The 18,423-nt window shown below is 39.9% G+C and carries 18 protein-coding genes; 16 read left to right on the forward strand and 2 right to left on the reverse strand.

The genetic code is table 11. The annotated features are described in order from the left end of the window. The first annotated feature begins 21 nt into the window (after positions 1-21). Together SK086_RS01175 and SK086_RS01180 are read left to right on the forward strand one after the other, a co-directional pair. The gene (locus SK086_RS01175) at positions 22-3,492 is read left to right on the forward strand and encodes an efflux RND transporter permease subunit (protein ID WP_324689161.1); all 3,471 of its coding nucleotides are present in this window, start codon (positions 22-24) and stop codon (positions 3,490-3,492) included. A 70-nt stretch (positions 3,493-3,562) separates the two neighbouring features. Further along, positions 3,563-4,120 carry a response regulator gene (locus SK086_RS01180; RefSeq protein ID WP_324689163.1) on the forward strand — a complete coding sequence of 186 codons (558 nt, stop codon included), beginning with the start codon at positions 3,563-3,565 and terminating at the stop codon, positions 4,118-4,120. Positions 4,121-4,168: 48 nt separating this feature from the next. On the opposite strand, the gene SK086_RS01185 is transcribed toward SK086_RS01180, so the two are convergent. Continuing rightward, entirely contained in the window at positions 4,169-4,513 is a 345-nt protein-coding gene (locus SK086_RS01185; protein ID WP_324689165.1) for a toxin-antitoxin system YwqK family antitoxin, read from the reverse strand. A 165-nt stretch (positions 4,514-4,678) separates the two neighbouring features. After that, on the reverse strand, positions 4,679-5,671 hold the full coding sequence (locus tag SK086_RS01190) for a TlpA family protein disulfide reductase (protein ID WP_324689167.1): 993 nt from the start codon (positions 5,669-5,671) through the stop codon (positions 4,679-4,681). Positions 5,672-5,843: 172 nt separating this feature from the next. Here SK086_RS01190 and aspS point away from each other — a divergent pair, with 172 nt between their 5' ends. The 14 genes from aspS to nuoL all read left to right on the forward strand — a co-directional run bounded on the left by aspS (position 5,844) and on the right by nuoL (position 18,421). Continuing rightward, positions 5,844-7,598 carry an aspartate--tRNA ligase gene (aspS, locus tag SK086_RS01195; RefSeq protein WP_324689169.1) on the forward strand — a complete coding sequence of 585 codons (1,755 nt, stop codon included), beginning with the start codon at positions 5,844-5,846 and terminating at the stop codon, positions 7,596-7,598. 216 nt (positions 7,599-7,814) lie between these two features. Next, positions 7,815-8,015: a cold-shock protein gene (locus tag SK086_RS01200; protein ID WP_290877209.1), complete on the forward strand. Its 201-nt coding sequence runs from the start codon at positions 7,815-7,817 to the stop codon at positions 8,013-8,015. 202 nt (positions 8,016-8,217) lie between these two features. Then, positions 8,218-8,583, forward strand: coding sequence for an NADH-quinone oxidoreductase subunit A (locus SK086_RS01205; RefSeq protein WP_290877206.1), 366 nt, complete (start codon positions 8,218-8,220; stop codon positions 8,581-8,583). Positions 8,584-8,683: 100 nt separating this feature from the next. Beyond that, on the forward strand, positions 8,684-9,226 hold the full coding sequence (locus SK086_RS01210; protein ID WP_324689174.1) for an NADH-quinone oxidoreductase subunit B: 543 nt from the start codon (positions 8,684-8,686) through the stop codon (positions 9,224-9,226). Between the two features lies 1 nt (position 9,227). Further along, complete coding sequence (locus tag SK086_RS01215; RefSeq protein WP_324689176.1) at positions 9,228-9,746, forward strand: NADH-quinone oxidoreductase subunit C; 519 nt, start codon at positions 9,228-9,230, stop codon at positions 9,744-9,746. Between the two features lie 17 nt (positions 9,747-9,763). Beyond that, positions 9,764-10,999, forward strand: coding sequence for an NADH dehydrogenase (quinone) subunit D (gene nuoD, locus SK086_RS01220; RefSeq protein ID WP_290876953.1), 1,236 nt, complete (start codon positions 9,764-9,766; stop codon positions 10,997-10,999). An 81-nt stretch (positions 11,000-11,080) separates the two neighbouring features. Continuing rightward, positions 11,081-11,611, forward strand: coding sequence for a complex I 24 kDa subunit family protein (locus tag SK086_RS01225; RefSeq protein ID WP_290876950.1), 531 nt, complete (start codon positions 11,081-11,083; stop codon positions 11,609-11,611). Between the two features lie 4 nt (positions 11,612-11,615). After that, complete coding sequence (gene nuoF, locus SK086_RS01230; protein ID WP_295337221.1) at positions 11,616-12,983, forward strand: NADH-quinone oxidoreductase subunit NuoF; 1,368 nt, start codon at positions 11,616-11,618, stop codon at positions 12,981-12,983. Between the two features lie 80 nt (positions 12,984-13,063). Beyond that, positions 13,064-14,113, forward strand: coding sequence for a 2Fe-2S iron-sulfur cluster-binding protein (locus SK086_RS01235; protein WP_290876944.1), 1,050 nt, complete (start codon positions 13,064-13,066; stop codon positions 14,111-14,113). Further along, positions 14,113-15,144 (forward strand): NADH-quinone oxidoreductase subunit NuoH, encoded by a 1,032-nt coding sequence (nuoH, locus tag SK086_RS01240; RefSeq protein WP_290876941.1) that lies wholly within the window; start codon positions 14,113-14,115, stop codon positions 15,142-15,144. The genes SK086_RS01235 and nuoH overlap by 1 nt, the downstream gene beginning before the upstream one ends. Before the next feature lie 6 nt (positions 15,145-15,150). Next, positions 15,151-15,702: a NuoI/complex I 23 kDa subunit family protein gene (locus tag SK086_RS01245; RefSeq protein WP_290876938.1), complete on the forward strand. Its 552-nt coding sequence runs from the start codon at positions 15,151-15,153 to the stop codon at positions 15,700-15,702. After that, positions 15,702-16,217 (forward strand): NADH-quinone oxidoreductase subunit J family protein, encoded by a 516-nt coding sequence (locus SK086_RS01250; protein WP_324689184.1) that lies wholly within the window; start codon positions 15,702-15,704, stop codon positions 16,215-16,217. The genes SK086_RS01245 and SK086_RS01250 overlap by 1 nt, the downstream gene beginning before the upstream one ends. Continuing rightward, a complete protein-coding gene (gene nuoK / locus SK086_RS01255; RefSeq protein WP_324689186.1) occupies positions 16,217-16,537 on the forward strand; it encodes an NADH-quinone oxidoreductase subunit NuoK in 321 nt (106 codons plus the stop codon). Before SK086_RS01250 ends, nuoK begins: the two co-directional genes overlap by 1 nt. A gap of 6 nt (positions 16,538-16,543) precedes the next feature. After that, the gene (nuoL, locus tag SK086_RS01260) at positions 16,544-18,421 is read left to right on the forward strand and encodes an NADH-quinone oxidoreductase subunit L (protein ID WP_324689188.1); all 1,878 of its coding nucleotides are present in this window, start codon (positions 16,544-16,546) and stop codon (positions 18,419-18,421) included. Positions 18,422-18,423: the final 2 nt, after the last annotated feature.

Here is an 18,423-nt window from a genome sequence, read left to right on the forward strand (position 1 = left end):
CATAACTTATAACTAAACTATATGTCACATCAAAATAAAGAATTCGGAATTTCGAGTTGGGCGATAGACAACAGAGTAACGGTGTACATTTTCACCTTGCTGATTGTGGTTACCGGTTTGATTGCCTATGTAACTATGCCTCGTGAAGATTTCCCTGAAATCATCGAAAATAAAATATATGTTTCTTCTGTTTTCCCGGGTAACTCGGCAGAAGACGTTGAAAAGCTCATCGTTAAGCCACTGGAAAAAGAATTCAAAAACATCAGTGGAATTGAAAAAATCACCGCCAGCTCTTTCCAAGATTACGGAATGATTATAGTGGAATTTGGTGATAAAGTGGGCATTGAAGAAGCCAAAACCAAAATCAAAGACAAGGTTGATATTGTAAAAGCCGATACCGATTGGCCGAACTTAGACAACGGCAGTAAAGTAGAACCGAGTGTTTTTGAGTTGAATATTTCGGAAGAAGTGCCAATTTTGAACATCAACTTAAAAGGAAACTACACCACGCAACAACTTAAAAAATACGGCGAATTGCTTCAAGACGATATTGAAGAAATTGCCGAGGTGAAAAAAGTGGACATCTTAGGGGTTGACGACAAAGAAGTGGAAATTGCGGTTGATATCTTCAAAATGACCGCTGCTCAAGTCTCTTTCGACGACATCCAAAATGCAGTGAAATACGAAAACATGACGCTTTCGGGCGGAAACTTAATTTCTCAAGGTTCGCGTAATAATATCCGAATCGTAGGAGAAATTAAAGATCCGAAAGAACTGGAAAATGTAATCGTAAAATCATACGGCGGTTCAGTATACTTAAAAGACATCGCCAAAGTAAGTTTTAAAGAAAAAGAAAAAACCACTTACGCCCGTGAAAAAGGAAAAGAAGTGGTAATGTTGAACGTAAAGAAACGTTCGGGTCAAAACATGATTTCGGCTATTGAGCAAGTCAAAGAACGAATCAAATTAGCACAAGAAAATTACTTGCCGAAAGATTTGAAAATCGACTTGACCAACGATCAATCATCGCGCGTTGAACACCAAGTTGACGAGCTTTCCAACCATATTATTTTCGGAATTGTATTGGTAATGATTGTATTGATGTTTACTATGGGATTGCGCAACTCGTTGTTTGTTGGTGCTGCTATTCCGTTATCCATGTTGATGGCTTTCACCATTTTATCAGCATTTGGTATGACCTTGAACACTATGGTGTTGTTTGGTTTGGTTATGGGATTGGGAATGTTGGTTGACGACGGTATTGTGGTTGTAGACAACGTATTTGCCAATATGAAGAAAGGCATGCCGCGTGTACAAGCCTCGAAAATCGGTATCGGGGAAATCGCCTGGCCGGTAATCTCCTCAACCGCTACAACCTTAATGGCGTTTTTACCATTCGCCTTATGGCCGGGCACTATGGGTAAATTTATGATTTACTTCCCGTTAACGCTTTCGGTTACTTTGGGCGCTTCGTTATTTGTAGCGATGATTGTAAACGCTGCCATGACCGGTGGTTCTATGGATATTGAAGATAGAAATGTAACCAATCGTTCGGCAAAAACGTACTCTATCATCTTCGGAGCAATAGGAATCCTATTTGTGATTCTTGGGAATGTATACGATTCTAAATTAGGTCGTGGTATCGGACATTTAGCCATAATCGCTTTAGGCTTAATGTGGTTGTACAAATGGAAACTGTACCAATGGACACAAGACTTCCAACACGATTTCTTCCCGAGAATGGAAGAAAAATACAAAGCTTTCTTAGCCAAAATACTAACCGGAAGAAATGCTTGGTATGCCCTTGGTGGTATCATTGCGATGTTATTCTTGTCGTTTATACTATTAGGTATTTTCCCGAGAAAGGTATTGTTCTTCCCGGATAATATCCCGAATCAAGCTATCGTATATATTGAATATCCGCAAGGAACCGATATTGAAAAAACCAACAAGGCGACCTTGTTTGTAGAAAAACAAGTAATCAACATCTTAAGTAAATACATAGACGAAAAAAATCCTAACGAAAACTACTTGGCCGAAAGTATCGTTTCACAAGTGGGTGTTGGTGCCGGAAATCCGAATGTAGATGCCGGTTCCGCTTCGGAAACTCCTTTCAAAGGAAAAGTAACGGTAAACTTCTCGGAGTTTAAATTCCGTCGCGGCGTAAATACTTCTGATGTTTTAGAAGAAATTAGAAGCAAAGTAAAAGGCATCGCCGGAGCTATAGTAACCGTTGAAAAAGACTCTAATGGTCCGCCGGCAGGTTATCCGATCAGTATCCAATTAACCGGTTCTAATTACGACCAGATGTTAGTGGAAGCCGACAAAATGATGGCCTTTATCAATAGTAAAAACATTCCGGGTATCGAGAAATTGAGTGTGGATGTAAACAAACAAAGTCCGGAATTAGAAGTGATTGTCGACCGTGTTAACGCCGGAAGTACCGGAGTTTCTACAGGTCAATTAGGATTCAATTTGCGTCGTTCGGTTTACGGACAAGAGATATCGACTTACAAAGAAGGCGATGACGACTACAACATCGTAGTGCGTATGCAGGAAGACCAACGCAAAAATGAAAACATCTTGTTCAACCAATCGCTGACCTTTAGAAATCAAAACAACGGTCAGATGATGCAAGTGCCGATTTCTGCGGTTTCCAAAACAGAGAAAACATATACTTATAACCAAATCAAACGCAAAGGATACAAACGCATCATGACGGTGTATTCTAACGTATTGACCGGATACAACGGAGACGAAATCACCAAGCAAATCGCTACCGAATTGAAAGGGTACAATTTGCCGAAAGGCATCACCTACTCGTTCTCGGGAGTTCAGGAAGAGCAAGGTAAAAACCAAAGCTTCTTGATGTATGCCTTGTTCTTGGCCATGGCCGGAATCACCATTATCATTGTATTACAGTTCAACTCGGTTTCGAAAACCATAGTGATTTTGTTCACCGTATTGCTCAGTTTCAGTGGTGTATTCTACGGCTACGTGATTGCCAATATGGATTTTGTAATCCTGATGACCATGATGGGAATCATCTCATTGGCGGGAATTGTGGTGAAGAACGGTATCGTATTAATGGACTTCTTCGTCTTGCTTTTAGACCAAAAAGTGCGTGAGAAAGAAGTGGAATCGCATGACGATTTGAACTTAGACGAAATTAAAGAAGTGATTATCGAAAGTGGAAAATCGCGTTTACGTCCGGTACTGTTAACCGCTTTAACGGCAGTATTAGGGTTGATTCCGTTGGCTATCGGATTGAACTTTGACTTCTTTGGCTTGGTAACCGATTTGAACCCGCACTTATATATGGGTGGAGACAATGTAATTTTCTGGGGACCATTGGCTTGGACCATCATCTTCGGATTGACTTATGCTACTATCCTAACCTTAGTAATGGTACCGGTAATGTTCTTCTTAGTAAAACGAACCAAATATTGGTTGCGCGATCGTAGATTGGCGCGTAAAGCTTTAGAAGCTTAATTTCAGATTTTTAAAATGAAAAAGGAACCCGATTTGGGTTCCTTTTTTTATATTGCGCAAAATTTATCTGATGAAAAAAATACTCTTCCTAATGGCTTTAGTAGTCATTTCCTGCGATGTTAAAGAAGAATTTAAAACGATTACCATAGCCGATAAATATTCGCTTGATATCCCGGATAGTTTTGAAAAGGTAGACAATCTTAATGATGATGCCTCGTTACAATATCAAAATGCCTTTAAGGAGTTTTATGTGATTGTAATGGACGAACCCAAAGAAACTTTCGATACAGCAGTCACTACCAATGACGTAGATATGACTCCGGATTTAGAAGGTTATTATAAAGCCATCCAACTGAATTTGAAAAATGCCATCAAGAACATCAAAATCTTTAATGAAAAAAACACTGAAATCAATGGCAGAAAAGCTAAAATATTTTCTGTCACCGGAAATGTTGAAGGCTATGATATTTTTTATCGCTATGCTTTAGTAGAAGGCAAAAAAGAATATTACCAAATCATGTTATGGACCGAACAAAAGAAAGGCGAGTCGTATTTAGAAACCATGAACCAATCCATCAATTCTTTCAAGGAATTAATCCGACACGATAAATTATACAAAGGACAATAAAAAAAGGACTTCAATTGAAGTCCTTTTTTTGATTGCCGTAAAAGCAATTTATTTGTTCACTATCGCTTGTTGCGCCCAAGACTTAACCGCAGCTACACGACTATCTGAATAATCTACTTCGCTCAAAGCTTTATCATTCCAGAAAAACCATTTTCCGGATTTGGCACCGTTTACATACTCTCCAATAGATTTTTTATTGCCTTGCTCATCAAACGCAATCCACTGACCAGTTAGTTTACCGTCTTTAAAATATCCTTGTTGTTGTACTTTACCATTATCGTAATAATAAGTAGCCTTAACCAAATTTCCTTCTTGTTCTAAAACCGGCTTAGTGGTTTGGGCAAAACCAACTCCAACCAGTAAAAACGCTCCCAAAATCAATATCTTTTTCATAATCGTAGGTTTTAATTGTTTACATTACAGAAACAAATATAGATATTATTTTACATTAAACAAACTTTTGCTTAACAATTTGGTAACATTGGAGAAAATTTAACATTGGCTCGCAAAAAAGCCCCGCAAAAAACGAGGCTCTATATCGATCAGATAATGAGGTAATTATTTCACCAAACCATCCAATTGAGTTTTTAATTTAGGATTTGACGGACGCGCTGCATCGGCATCAATAACTACTCCTTTGGGATCAATCAAGATAAAACGCGGAATTGATTCAATCCCGAAAGCTTTGATAAAATCAGAATTCCAGTTTTTATCAGCAAACAATTGGGTACCACCCAATTCCTTTTCGGTTACAAAGGTTTTCCATTTTTCATGGTCTTTATCCACATCTACAGAAATGCTCACAAACTCGATGTTTTTCCCGTGGTAACTTTTTTCCAACTCTTTCAAAAACGGAATCTCTGCTCTACACGGTCCACACCAAGTCGCCCAAACGTCTACATAAACATATTTTCCTTTTAAGCTTTCCAAAGACGTAGTGCCGCCTTTGTGATTTTCATATACAAAATTGGGGGCCGCTGTATTGTTAAGCTTTTTGTTGGCCATAATTTGAGTATGGTATTGCTTTAATCCGTTCAAATTGGCTTCCAGGCTATTCTTAAATAAGGTCGCAAAATTGGCTTCTAGAGCCGCTTTTTCTAACCGAGCGGTATCAGCATTTCTTTTCTCTTCAATGGCTTTGTTGAAATTGGTTTCATCCAGAGCCAATAGGCTGTCAAAATCGATTTTTTGATCTATCAAAGTTTGTGCGGCCAAGAAATTATTTTCTTTAGCACCGGTGCCCGAAAACTGCAAAGTTGCGTCAAACTTAGTAGCATCTAAAGTCATTTTTAAATCGTATCCCGGTTTTAAAAACAACTGCGCATATTCGTTTCCGTCAAAAAAAGTATACATGCCTTCTTTGATGGCAAAAGTTGATTTGAATACCCCTTTGTCATCGGCCTTAATTTCCTGGATGTTTTTTCTGCCTTCACGCAAATAAACCACATCGCCTTTACGGTTGGTAATATCAACTTGAATCGTCAAGGTTTCCTGTGCGAAAACAGTCATCGAAACAAAAAACAACAAAGCTGCTGAAATCCAATTTTTCATAGTAATTGATTTTAATTTTAGAAGAATCAAATATAGCTTTTTTAAAATCTATTGCTGAATTTACTGCCAAAAATTTCGAGTCCATTTTAGACTCTGTAATTGATTTTAGTTTTTTACTTTTGCAACCGTGACCCAAAGGTCAAATTTTAGGAACAAAAAAACAGCTATTTAGATGTATAGAAGTCATAACTGCGGTGCGCTCAACAGCGCTGATATCAATAAAGAAGTTACCCTGGCCGGTTGGGTACAAAAATCTCGTGACAAAGGATTCATGATTTGGGTGGATTTGCGCGATCGTTACGGTATTACCCAACTCATTTTCGATGAGCAGAGAACGGACAAAGCTGTTTTCGACAAAGCCAAATCTTTGGGTAGAGAATTTGTCATTCAGGTGAAAGGTACCGTGATTGAACGCGAGTCCAAAAACCCAAATATGGCTACCGGTGATATTGAGATATTGGTATCCGAATTAAACATCTTAAATGAAGCTTTACTTCCTCCTTTTACCATAGAAGACGAAACCGACGGTGGCGAAGACATTCGCATGAAATACCGCTATTTGGACATCCGAAGAAATCCGGTAAAAAACTCCTTATTGTTCCGTCATAAAGTTGCGATGGAAGTACGCAAGTATTTATCCGACTTAGATTTTTGTGAAGTAGAAACACCATATCTCATCAAATCAACTCCGGAAGGCGCACGCGATTTCGTGGTGCCAAGCCGAATGAACGAAGGCCAATTTTACGCCTTACCTCAATCGCCTCAAACTTTCAAACAATTATTGATGGTTGGTGGCATGGACAAATATTTCCAAATTGTGAAATGTTTCCGTGATGAAGATTTAAGAGCCGACAGACAGCCGGAATTTACCCAAATCGATTGTGAAATGGCTTTTGTTGAGCAAGAAGATATTTTAAACGTTTTTGAAGGCTTAACCCGTCATTTATTAAAAGAATTAAAAGGTGTTGACGTAGCCCAATTCCCTCGAATGACCTACGATTACGCCATGAAAACTTACGGTAATGACAAACCGGATATTCGTTTTGAAATGAAATTCGGAGAGTTAAACGCTGTGGCCCAACACAAAGATTTCGGTGTGTTTAATTCAGCCGAATTGGTCGTTGGAATTGCAGCACCAGGCTGTGCTTCCTACACGCGCAAAGAAATTGACGCCTTGATTGATTGGATAAAACGTCCGCAAGTAGGTGCTTCAGGAATGGTGTATGTAAAATGTGAAGAAGACGGAACGTTCAAATCTTCGGTAGATAAATTTTACGACCAAAGCGATTTGAAAAAATGGGCCGAAGCCACCAACGCCAAAGCCGGTGACCTTATCTTGGTATTATCCGGTAACGCGCATAAAACCAGAACCCAACTTTCTGCTTTGCGTATGGAAGTAGCCACTCGTTTAGGCTTGCGCAAACCGGACGAATTTGCTCCACTTTGGGTAGTGGATTTTCCTTTGTTGGAATGGGACGAAGAAAGCGGTCGTTACCACGCTATGCACCATCCGTTTACTTCACCTAAGCCGGAAGACATGAGCCTTATTGAAACCGAACCGGGTAAAGTACGTGCCAACGCTTACGATATGGTGTTGAACGGAAATGAAATTGGTGGTGGTTCAATTCGTATACACGATAAAGCATTACAAAGCAGAATGTTCAGCTTGTTAGGATTTACACCGGAACAAGCCGAAGCCCAATTCGGATTCCTGATGAATGCGTTCCAATTTGGCGCCCCGCCACACGGTGGATTGGCTTTTGGTTTAGATCGATTGGTGGCTATTTTGGGCGGACAAGAAACCATCCGCGACTTTATCGCTTTCCCTAAAAACAATTCCGGACGCGATGTGATGATTGATGCACCATCATCAATTGACGAAGCTCAATTACAAGAATTACACATCAAATTGAATCTATCGGAATAAATATCATATTCTCATTTTAACAGAGCGCCATCATTTAAAAGTTTATAAATGATGGCGTTTTTATTTGCATTTTTAGAATGTTTCAAATATTTCATTGAAAATCATTCAATTAAAATTTTAATTTATTGTTGTTTTTTTATTTTTTTTAAGACAATTTGTTGGCTATGTTGCAAATAAGTATATCTTTGAGCATTATTAATTTTTTTTTATTACAAAATGCGCACAGGTAAAGTAAAATTCTTTAACGAATCAAAAGGTTACGGTTTTATTACTGATGACGAATCAGGAAAAGACATTTTCGTACATGCTACCGGAATCAAATCAGAAGGTTTGAGCGAAGGTGACAAAGTATCTTACGAAGAAGAAGAAGGAAGAAAAGGTAAAGTAGCCGCTCAAGTAGTAGCTATCGAAGACTAATATATATTATTTTTTGATTACCTAGGTTTAGCGCTCCGAAATTCGGAGCGCTTTTTTTTGGTCTTTTACGTCCTTATTTAAAATCAGTTTAAATAAACATTTTTAAAGGAATAAATAACAAACGTTTAGCCATTCATTTTTGCGAATTCAATATTGCAACGTATATTTGTGGCTATTTTAAATACACCTAAATTTTAGCCTTATGCAGTCTAATCAATTAGATTATTTACCAATCCTGATGCAAGCAGGTTTAGCCGTAGGATTCGTGGTGTTAACCATTATCGGCTCCAGTTTTTTAGGACCGAAAAGACACTCCAAAAGCAAAGACAAAAACTTCGAATGTGGTATCGAATCTGTAGGTAACGCCAGGATTCCGTTCTCTGTAAAATATTTCTTGGTGGCTATCCTCTTCGTTCTTTTTGATGTAGAGGTGATTTTCTTATACCCTTGGGCCATCAATTTCAAAGATTTAGGCATGGAAGGCATGATCAAAATGGTCATCTTCATGTCGCTTTTACTGGTAGGTTTCTTCTACATCATCAAGAAGAAAGCATTGGAGTGGGAATAATTACTATTAAATTTTAGATTTCAAATATTTGAAATGTTTTGAAATCTTGGATCAATGTCTGTTAAAAATAATATTTGATATTTAATATCTTATATCTGAAATGGAAAATAAAACAAATATGGTTGCTCCACCGGAAGGAGTAGTTGGTGAAGGATTCTTTGCTACTAAGCTGAATGATGTTGTAGGTTTAGCCAGAGCCAACTCGCTTTGGCCATTACCGTTCGCTACTTCATGTTGCGGAATTGAATTCATGGCTACGATGGCTTCTCATTACGATTTGGCGCGCTTTGGTTCGGAAAGAGTAAGTTTCTCTCCACGTCAAGCCGATATGTTAATGGTAATGGGCACTATCTCTAAAAAAATGGCACCTATTTTACGCCAAGTTTACGAGCAAATGTCGGAACCAAGATGGGTAATTGCTGTTGGCGCTTGTGCTTCATCAGGCGGTGTTTTCGATACTTACTCTGTATTGCAAGGCATTGACAAAGTAATTCCGGTTGACGTTTACGTGCCGGGTTGTCCCCCAAGACCGGAGCAAATTGTAGATGGCGTTATGCAATTGCAAGAATTGGTGAAAAACGAATCGGTTCGCCGAAGAAATTCACCGGAATACAAAGAATTATTAGCTTCTTATAACCTATAACATGGCTTTAGAAACGGCTTACATACAAGACAAATTGGCGCAAGCTTTCGGTAACAATGTACTGAATTTTGAAATGAAACGCGATATTTTCACTTTCGAAGCTACGCCAAACACCATACACGAAGTGATTCGCTTTTTGAAAGAACAAGAAGATTTAAACTTTCACTTTTTAACCGATTTAACCGGAATCCACTTCCCGGACAACGATGCCGAACACCAATTCGCTGTAGTATACCAAATGCACAATTGGATTGAAAACGTTCGCATCCGCGTGAAAACATTTTTGCCGGATCCGGCAGAAGTAGCAACGGTAACCGACTTGTTTTTGTGTGCCAACTGGATGGAAAGAGAAGCCTGGGATTTCTTCGGAATCAATTTTAAAGGTCATCCACAGTTGAAACGCATATTGAATATGGAAGAGATGGTTTCTCACCCGATGCGAAAAGAGTTCCCGATGGAAGACAGCGGAAGAACCGACAAAGACGACCGCTTCTTCGGAAGAACACCAGCTAATTGTTAAATCAATACACATTTCCAATGTCCGATTTATTACTATCACCGGAGCATCGTTATGCTAAAATTATCGAACAGACTCGCAACGAAGACGGAAGCGAACTCTCTATACTAAACCTTGGACCAACACACCCGGCTACACACGGTATTTTCCAAAACATCTTATTGATGGATGGTGAAAGAATTCTAGATGCCGAACCAACCGTGGGTTACATCCACAGGGCTTTTGAAAAAATTGCCGAAAACCGTCCCTTCTACCAAATCAACGTATTGACCGACCGTATGAACTATTGTTCTTCGCCAATCAACAATATGGCTTGGTGGATGACTGTGGAGAAATTATTAAATATTGAAGTACCGAAACGCGCACAGTATTTAAGAGTTATCGTGATGGAATTGGCCAGAATCACAGACCACTTGATTTGCAATTCGATTTTGGGAGTTGATACCGGAGCTTATACCGGATTTTTATACGTATTCCAATTCAGAGAAAAAGTATACGAAATCTACGAAGAAATTTGTGGCGCTCGTTTAACTACCAACATGGGAAGAATTGGCGGTTTCGAAAGAGAATGGTCTGACGAAGCCTTCAAAAAATTAAATACTTTTTTAGAAGAGTTCCCGGTAGCTTGGAAAGAATTCGAAAACCTATTCGAAAGAAACAGAATTTTCATCGATAGAACCGTTAACGTAGGTCCGATTTCCGCTGAAAAAGCAATGCAATACGGATTAACCGGTCCCAATTTACGTGCAGCCGGAATTGACTACGATGTTCGTAAAGCCGCACCGTATTCTTCTTATGACGATTTTGAATTCGATATTCCGGTTGGAAAATCGGGTGATACTTACGACCGTTTTTGCGTTCGTAATGCCGAAGTTTGGGAAAGTTTAAGCATCATCAAACAAGCGTTAGCCAAATTGCCGGAAGGACCAATTCATGCCGACGTTCCGGATTATTACTTGCCTCCAAAAGAAGACGTATATACTAATATGGAAAGCTTAATCTATCACTTTAAAATTGTGATGGGTGAAGTACCGGTTCCGGTAGATGAAATTTACCACGCTGTAGAAGGCGGAAACGGTGAATTAGGTTTCTATTTAATTTCCGACGGTAGCCGAACTCCATACCGCCTTAAATTCAGAAGACCTTGTTATATCTATTACCAAGCTTATACTGAAATGATTAAAGGCGGCATGCTATCGGATGCTATCGTTATTTTATCAAGTTTAAATGTAATTGCCGGCGAATTAGACGCCTAAAGAAATAAGATTGCAGAATCCAGATTTTAGAAAGCAGATTGGAAATATCTAATATCTAAAATTTAATATCTAACATTAAAAATGGAAAGATCACATATCAAACAAGAGATTAATATTACTGAACCGTTGATGGCTCGCATCAATGAACTCATCAGTCATTATCCTGCCGATAAAAAGAAATCTGCTTTGTTACCGGTTTTGCATGAAGTACAAGATGCCCACGACAATTGGTTGAGTATCGAGTTGCAAAACAAGGTTGCCGAGATTTTAGAGATATTACCTATAGAAGTATACGAAGTGGTTACCTTTTACACCATGTTCAACCAAAGACCTATAGGAAAGTATATGTTTGAGTTTTGTCAAACGGCTCCTTGTTGCCAAAACGGTGTAGAAGATTTAATGGATTATACTTGCTCTAAATTAGGGGTGAAAGTGGGCGAACCTACCGCCGACGGCTTGTTTGAAGTGCGCGGCGTAGAATGTTTAGGGGCTTGCGGTTACGCGCCAATGATGCAATTGGGCGACTTCTACCAAGAGCATTTGACCCAAGAAAAAGTGGATCAATTGATTCAAGATTGCAAAGACGGAAAAATCACTTTACACGATAAATAATATCATGGGAAGAAAAATATTATTAGACAAAATCAATGTTCCGGGGATTAAAACCTATGAAGTATATCGTCGTGAAGGCGGTTATGCTTCAGTAGAAAAAGCCTTGAAAAAAATGACGCCCGATGACGTAGTGGAAGAAGTGAAAACTTCCGGATTGCGCGGTCGTGGTGGTGCGGGTTTCCCTGCCGGAATGAAATGGAGTTTCATCGATAAGAAATCAGGCAAGCCAAGACATTTGGTATGCAATGCCGACGAATCGGAACCGGGCACCTTCAAAGACCGTTTCCTGATGGAATACATTCCGCACTTGTTAATAGAAGGCATGATTGTATCAAGTTATGCCTTAGGTGCTAATTTGTCTTACATCTACATCCGCGGCGAATACATGTGGGTGTACAAAATTTTAGAAAGAGCCATAGCCGAGGCCAAAGCTGCCGGTTGGTTGGGTAAAAATATATTAGGTTCGGGTTACGACTTAGACCTGTACGTTCAAATCGGAGGCGGTGCTTACATCTGTGGTGAAGAAACGGCTTTGATTGAAAGTTTGGAAGGAAACCGAGGTAATCCTCGTTTGAAACCACCATTCCCTGCTGTACAAGGTTTGTGGCAAAATCCAACCGTAGTGAATAACGTTGAAACCATTTCTGCAGTGCCATGGATTGTAAACAATTCGGGTGCGGATTATGCTGCTATCGGAATCGGACGTTCTACCGGAACCAAATTAATTTCGGCTTCCGGAAACATCAAAAACCAAGGGGTTTACGAAATCGAATTAGGGTTATCCGTTTACGAATTCATGAATTCCGACGAATATTGTGGCGGTATGCAAACCGACCGACCTTTAAAAGCATTAGTGCCGGGAGGTTCTTCGGTGCCGATTTTACCTGCCAATTTAATCTACAAAACTGCTGCAGGCGAAGACCGTTTGATGACTTATGAAAGTTTATCCGATGGTGGTTTCGCTACGGGTTCCATGTTAGGTTCAGGAGGATTTATAGTATATGATGACCGCGCTTGTATCGTTCGCAATACTTGGAATTTCTCTCGTTTTTACCACCATGAAAGTTGCGGACAATGTACACCATGTCGCGAAGGAACCGGTTGGTTGGAAAAAGTATTGTGGAGAATTGAAAACGGACAAGGACGTGAAGAAGATATCGAATTGTTGTGGAGCATCCAATCTAAAATTGAAGGCAACACCATTTGTCCTTTAGGTGATGCGGCGTCATGGCCGGTGGCAGCAGCCATTCGTCACTTTAGAGATGAATTTGAATACCATATTCGTTTCCCTGAAAAAGTAAAAAACAGAGACCACTTTGTACATGAGCCTTTTGAAAAGGTAAGACACTTGGTGGGCAAACAAGAAGTTTAAAATAAAGTTTGATGCCACAAGGCATAAACTTAAAACCTGAAAACAATTAATAAAAAACTCCGTAGGAGTGATATATTGGTATGAAAGTAACCATAGACGGTCAAGAAATTGAAGTAGCACCGGGAACAACCATCCTGCAAGCTGCTCGTATGATTGGTGGAGAATCTGTTCCGCCGGCCATGTGCTATTATTCTAAATTAAAAGGAACCGGCGGTAAATGTCGTTGTTGCTTGGTTGACGTTACTAAAGGTAGCGAAGCCGATCCGCGCCCGATGCCGAAACTTGTTGCCTCTTGTGTAACGGGTTGTCAAGACGGTATGGAAGTAGCGAGTAAATCGTCAGACCGCGTAAAAGAAGCGCGCAAAGCCGTAACCGAATTCCTTTTGATCAATCACCCGCTCGATTGTCCGGTTTGTGACCAGGCAGGCGAATGTGATTTGCAAAACCTAAGTTTCGAACACGGAAAACTGCAACAACGTTTTGTGGAAGAAAAAAGAACATTTGAACCGGAAGATATTGGAGATAAAATTCAACTACACATGAACCGTTGCATCGTTTGCCAACGTTGTGTGGAAGTGGCGGATCAATTGACCGACAAACGTGTTCACGGCGTTTTAAATCGTGGTGATCACTCTCAAATTTCGACTTGTGTATCCGCAGCCATCGACAATGAATTCTCCGGCAATATGATTGATGTTTGTCCGGTGGGAGCTTTGACCGACAAGACTTTCCGATTCAAATCGAGAGTTTGGTTCAACAAACCTTTCAACGCTCACAGAGAATGTACTACGCCGGGTTGTTGCGGAAAAACCACTTTATGGATGTTCGGTAACGAAATCCAAAGGGTAACCGCTCGTAAAGACGAATTCCACGAAGTAGAAGATTTCATCTGTAATACTTGTCGTTTCGACAAAAAAGAGGTTTCTGATTGGGTAATTGAAGGACCGCGTCAATTTGAGAAAGATTCGGTAATCAACCAAAACAAAAAATACAACACTACCGATAAAGTGGTGATTGAAACCGAAAAAGGCATCTTGATGGGTCGCGAAGAAGACCGTAAAAAAATCAGTATGGCCGACATCGATTACAACGAAAAAATAGATGGTAACCCAATAAACACTAAGAAATAATGGATAGTGCTTTCATCATAGAAAAAAGTGTGGTTATCGTAACCGTATTCGCCATTACCATGATTATGGCGATGTATTCCACTTGGGCAGAGCGTAAAGTAGCCGCCTTTTTACAAGACCGTGTTGGACCAAACCGCGCGGGTTGGGGTGGTTTATTACAGCCTTTGGCCGACGGTATGAAATTATTTGCTAAAGAAGAATTTGAACCGAATACACCTAACAAGTTTTTATTCTTTGTTGGACCGGCCATTGCCATGAGTACAGCCTTAATGACCAGTGCTGTTATTCCGTGGGGTGACCAATTGGAAATCTTCGGCAGAACAGTTCAATTACAAGCAACCGATGTGGATGTGGCTTTATTGTACATCTTCGGAGTGGTTTCTGTTGGGGTTTACGGTATTATGATTGGTGGTTGGGCTTCTAACAACAAGTTCTCGTTAATGGGAGCGGTTCGTGCGGCTTCGCAAATGGTTTCTTATGAAGTAGCCATGGGATTATCCATGATTGCTTTATTAATGATGACCGGAACCTTGAGCTTAAAAGAAATCTCTGAACAACAAGCGGGCATGAACTGGAATGTATTCTACCAACCGGTAGGATTCTTAATCTTCTTAATCTGTGCTTTTGCGGAAACCAACCGTACGCCTTTCGACTTAGCGGAATGTGAATCGGAGTTGATTGGTGGTTACCACACCGAATATTCTTCCATGAAAATGGGATTCTATTTGTTTGCCGAGTACGCTAATATGTTTATCTCATCGGCTATTTTAGCCATCTTGTATTTCGGTGGTTACAACTATCCGGGCATGCAATGGATGATTGACAACGTTGGTGTGAATACCGCAAACTTACTAGGAATTGGAGTTTTATTCATCAAAATCTGTTTCTTCATCTTCTTCTATATGTGGGTACGCTGGACCATCCCGCGTTTCAGATATGATCAATTAATGAACTTGGGTTGGAAGATTTTGATTCCGCTTTCTATCGTGAACATCGTAATAACAGGAATTTGCATTTTAGCTTTTAAATAAGAAACTATGTCAACAGCAATACAAAGCATATCGCTTTCCGGAAAAAAGAAGCAAGTTTCCAATAAGGAAATGACGTTCTTGGAGCGACTTTATTTGGTAGCCATTGTAAAGGGCTTACTCATTACTATTAAACACTTCTTCAGAAAAAAAGCTACGATTCATTACCCGGAGCAAGTGAGAACTTTTAGTCCGGTGTACCGTGGTCGTCACATGTTGAAACGCGATGAGCAAGGTCGTGAAAACTGTACCGCTTGCGGATTGTGTGCTTTATCTTGTCCGGCCGAAGCCATCACTATGAAGGCCGCCGAGCGCAAAAAAGGTGAAGAGCATTTGTACCGCGAAGAGAAATACGCCGAAATCTATGAAATCAACATGTTGCGTTGTATTTTCTGCGGCTTGTGTGAAGAAGCTTGTCCGAAAGACGCTATTTACTTAACCATCTCTAAAGAATTGGTACCGGCGCAATACGACCGTGAAGATTTTATTTTCGGCAAAGACAAATTGGTGATGCCTTTAGAAATGGCTATCAAAAATACTCAACTTAAAAACGCTAACTAATGTCGCCTATTTTAATTACCTTCTACTTTTTAGCAGCCATTACGTTGGCCACGGCGTTTTTAACCATTTACAGTAAAAACCCTATTCACAGTGCTATTTACTTGGTACTTTGTTTCTTCTCTATTGCCGGACATTATTTATTATTCAACGCGCAGTTCTTGGCGATTGTTCACATTATAGTGTACTCGGGTGCAATTATGGTACTCTTCCTGTTTACCATCATGTTGATGAATTTGAATAAGGAAAATGAAGTCCACAAACCTCGTATTACCCGATTGGGTGCTATCGTTGTTTTTATCCTAATGAGTATCGTTTTGGTAACCATCTTTATCAATTCGAAAACCATCATGGGCGAATACGATACTTCAGGCGAAGATTTCCAATCGATTAAAACCCTTGGAAAAATATTATTGAACGAATACATGGTGCCATTCGAATTTGCTTCCATCTTATTGTTGGCCGCCATGATTGGTGTGGTTTTATTGTCTAAAAAAGAAAAAACGGAGAAAAAATAATGAACAATATTTTAAATCAAATAGGAATAGAAAACTACATCTTCCTTTCGGTACTGCTTTTTTGTATCGGAGTTTTCGGAGTGTTGTACCGCCGAAATGCCATCATTGTTTTCATGTCGATTGAAATCATGTTGAATGCGGTGAACTTATTGTTTGTAGCTTTTTCAACGTACCACCAAGATGCCGAAGGGCAAGTATTTGTATTCTTCTCGATGGCGGTTGCTGCTGCAGAAGTAGCGGTTGGTTTGGCCATCTTAGTTTCGGTATTCCGCAACTTAGGGTCGATTGATATTGATAATTTAAAGAATTTAAAAGGATAATCTGAGATGGAAACAAATTTAGCTTTAGTATTACTTTTATCTCCATTTGTTGGATTTCTTTTCAATATATTCTTGGGCAGTAAAGTAAGTCGAAATGTATCCGGCGCTATCGGAACACTAACTGTAGTGGTTTCGTTCTTATTAAGCATCTGCTTTTTTGCCCAATTGAACCAAAACGGAAAACCGTTTGAAATTGCTTTATTCGATTGGATTCAAGTAAGTAACTTCAAATTAGACTTCGGGATTTTATTAGACCAATTGTCGTTATTATGGTTGTTGTTCGTAACCGGAATCGGTTCGTTAATTCACCTCTACTCTATCAGCTATATGCACGATGACGAGAACATGCACAAGTTCTTTGCTTACTTAAACTTATTCGTTTTCTTTATGATTACGTTGGTTATCGGAAGCAACTTATTGGTAATGTTCATCGGTTGGGAAGGCGTTGGATTGTGTTCGTATTTGTTAATCGGTTTTTGGTACAAAAACCAACCGTACAACGATGCCGCTAAAAAAGCCTTCATTATGAACCGTATCGGAGATTTAGGTTTCTTAATCGGAATGTTTATTATTGCCGCTTTATTCTCCACTTTAAACTACACCGAAATCAAAACCGTACTCTCAGCCGGTAATGCCGATTCAGCTATGTTAGGTTTAGCCGCTTTGTGTTTATTCATCGGAGCTTGTGGTAAATCAGCACAATTACCTTTATACACTTGGTTACCCGATGCGATGGCCGGACCAACTCCGGTTTCTGCGTTAATTCACGCCGCGACAATGGTTACTGCCGGTATCTTTATGGTAACGCGCATGAACTTCTTATTCGACTTAACGCCGGATATCCAACACATTATTGCCATTGTTGGCGCTGCCACCGCTTTAGTGGCTGCCTCGATTGGTTTATTACAAAACGACATCAAAAAGGTATTGGCCTACTCTACCGTTTCCCAATTGGGATTAATGTTCTTGGCTTTAGGCTTAGGCGCTTACACCGTAGCGGTTTTCCACGTAATTACACACGCGTTCTTCAAGGCTTGTTTGTTCTTGGGTTCCGGTTCCGTAATTCACGGCTTGCATGGCGAACAAGACATGCGAAAAATGGGTGGTTTGCGCAAAGCGATGCCCATTACCTTCTGGACAATGATGATTTCTACTTTAGCGATTGCGGGTATTTTCCCGTTCGCAGGATTCTGGTCGAAAGACGAAATCTTGATGGTGGCTTTTGAACACAACAAAGTATTATGGGTAGTGGCTTCGATTGCTTCGATCATGACCGCCTTCTATATGTTCCGATTGATGTACTTAACATTCTTCAAAGAATTCAGAGGCACCGAAGAACAAAAACACCACTTACACGAAAGTCCGAGTTTAATCACCATTCCATTGGTAATCTTAGCGGTTTTAGCGGTTATCGGTGGCGCTATTAACTTACCGGGCAGTATGTGGTTGAATCATTTCTTGGAACCAATTTTGGCAGCCAAACACGAAGCACATCATTTGGGGACTCAAGAATTTATGTTGATGGGTATTGCTTTAGCAGGCGCTATCGTTGGGATTATTTGGGCGAATGCCAAATATATCAAAGGTGGCTTTGTACCGAAAGAAGATGCGGATATCAGCGGCTTCAACAAAACGGTTTACAACAAATATTATGTGGACGAATTTTACACCTTCTTAATCGTAAAACCGATTAACGGATTATCCAACTTCTTCCGCACTACTTTAGAACCGGCATTGGGCAAAGTGGTTTTCAGTTTCGGAACCTTAGCCAACGGCATCGGAACGCAAGGCAAAAAGTTACACAACGGAAACATCGGATTGTATCTTTTCGTTTTTGTACTTGGTATTTGTGCCATCATCACTTATTTATTTATCGCTCAATAATT

The organism is Flavobacterium cheonhonense, from assembly GCF_035671315.1.
GTDB lineage: Bacteria > Bacteroidota > Bacteroidia > Flavobacteriales > Flavobacteriaceae > Flavobacterium > Flavobacterium cheonhonense.